The organism is Tautonia rosea (genome assembly GCF_012958305.1).
Lineage (GTDB): Bacteria > Planctomycetota > Planctomycetia > Isosphaerales > Isosphaeraceae > Tautonia > Tautonia rosea.
The window spans coordinates 1-2,220 of the sequence record NZ_JABBYO010000042.1 but is presented as its reverse complement, the minus strand read 5'-3'; the positions used below and the strand labels follow the sequence as shown (position 1 = coordinate 2,220).

General features: G+C 62.5%; 1 rRNA gene. It reads right to left on the bottom strand.

Annotated elements, in window-relative coordinates:
* Positions 1 to 151: 151 nt before the first annotated feature.
* A 16S ribosomal RNA gene (locus HG800_RS26735) occupies positions 152 to 1,674 on the bottom strand.
* Between the last annotated feature and the right edge of the window lie 546 nt (positions 1,675 to 2,220).

The window sequence follows — 2,220 nt, the reverse complement described above, 5'->3', positions numbered from 1 at the left end:
GCATCGCCTTTGATTCAAGGCGGGTCCGCATGGGGGGACGGCGCCGGGGTCACCCGGACGGGCCGCCCCGATTGCGGGGCCGATGTGGCTCATCGTCGGTGACCAGGGGCCGAGGCCCATGATCACGTCGGAGGCCGACAATCATCCTTAGAAAGGAGGTGATCCAACCGCAGGTTCCCCTACGGTTACCTTGTTACGACTTAGTCCCCATCACGGGTTTCACCTTCGGCGCCTGCTCTTGCGAGCTCAGCGACTTCGGGTGCCCCCCGCTTTGGTGGCTTGACGGGCGGTGTGTACAAGGCTCAGGAACCCATTCACCGCGGCACTGCTGATCCGCGATTACTAGCGATTCCAGCTTCATGTGGGCGGGTTGCAGCCCACAATCCGAACTGAGGACCGGTTTCTGCGATTGGCGCCTGCTTACGCAGTGGCAACGCTCTGTCCGGCCCATTGTAGCACGTGTGCAGCCCCGGGCATAAGGGCCATGATGACTTGACGTCGTCCCCGCCTTCCTCCGGCTTAACGCCGGCGGTCCGACCAGAGTCCCCAACTGAATGATGGCAACTGGTCGCAGGGGTTTCGCTCGTTACGGGACTTAACCCAACACCTCACGGCACGAGCTGACGACAGCCATGCAGCACCTGTGCACGTTCCACCCGAAGGCGTCACCGACGTTTCCGCCGGCTAATCCGTGCATGTCAAGCCCGGGATAAGGTTCTTCGCGTAGCCTCGAATTAAGCCACATGCTCCACCGCTTGTGTGAGCCCCCGTCAATTCCTTTGAGTTTCAGCCTTGCGGCCATACTCCCCAGGCGGAGCACTTCACGCTTTCGCTGCGGCAGGGGACCCATCGGCGAGCCCCCTACCCAGTGCTCATCGTTTACGGCCAGGACTACCGGGGTATCTAATCCCGTTCGCTCCCCTGGCTTTCGCGTCTCAGCGTCAGTAAGCGTCCAGGAGCTCGCTTTCGCCGCGGGCGTTCCTCACGATCTCAACGCATTTCACCGCTCCACCGTGAGTTCCAGCTCCCCCTACGCCCCTCCAGACCGCCCGTATCCGCGCCCATCCCCCGGTTGAGCCGGGGGCTTTCAGCAACAGACGTGGCCGTCCGCCTACACGCGCTTTAAGCCCAGTGATTCCGAATAACGTTCGCACGGTTCGTCTTACCGCGGCTGCTGGCACGAACTTAGCCCGTGCTTCCTCCAGGGATCACTCAAGCCCTGCTCTTCACAGAGCCTTGTTCCCCCTCGACAGGAGTTTACAACCCGAAGGCCTTCGTCCTCCACGCGGCGTCGCTCGGTCAGGCTGTCGCCCATTGCCGAAGATTCTCGACTGCAGCCACCCGTAGGTGTCTGGGCAGTGTCTCAGTCCCAGTGTGCCGGGCCACGCTCGCACGCCCGGTAGGCGTCATTGCCATGGTAGGCCGTTACCCCACCATCCAGCTGATACCACGACGGCCCGTCCCGCGGCGGACTCACACCTTTGGCCTGATGAGGATGCCCTCACCGAGGCGTCATGGGGGATTACCTCCGGTTTCCCGAAGCTGTCCCCCTCCGCGGGGTTGGTTACCGTCGCCTTACTCACCCTTTCGCCACGCCTCCAAGAGGCGTTCGACTTGCATGCCTAATCCACGCCGCCAACGTTCATTCTGAGCCAGGATCAAACCCTTCGAAAAAAAGGGGCCACGCCACCAGCCCGAAGGCCAGTCGCCTGACCATCCTCTCACCAAAGAGCTCGAGAGGAAAAACCCATGCGCCTCAGACCCACCACCACGAAGCCCACCCCGCGAAGGGCCGGCTTCCGATGCGTCCGAAGCGACTTCAATTGCGTGTGAGTCCCGCCCATGACCGACCGGCCCGACTCGGCCCGAAGGCCTCCTCAAACCAAACCGTCCGTCATGTTCGCGGCAGGCGACTCCCATCCTGCGTGACGATCCGTCGCCGGCCCCCCTCACGGGCACGCCAGACAACACCGGAATCCTCACCCACGACCGTCGCAATTCCTGCGAACCCCTCACAACGGTACCCTCACAGACACGAATGCCATGAGACGCACCGCAGTGGGTTGGTTTTCCTGCACGATCAAGTCGGTTGATCCATGAAACCGACTCGAAACACTTCTGCATTCCACACGCGTTGGCTCACACACGCCTCATCCCGAAACCGCCGCCTCCCGGCGACGCTTCGGGTCGACAGCCATCCCCTCGAACCGTTCCGCTCCC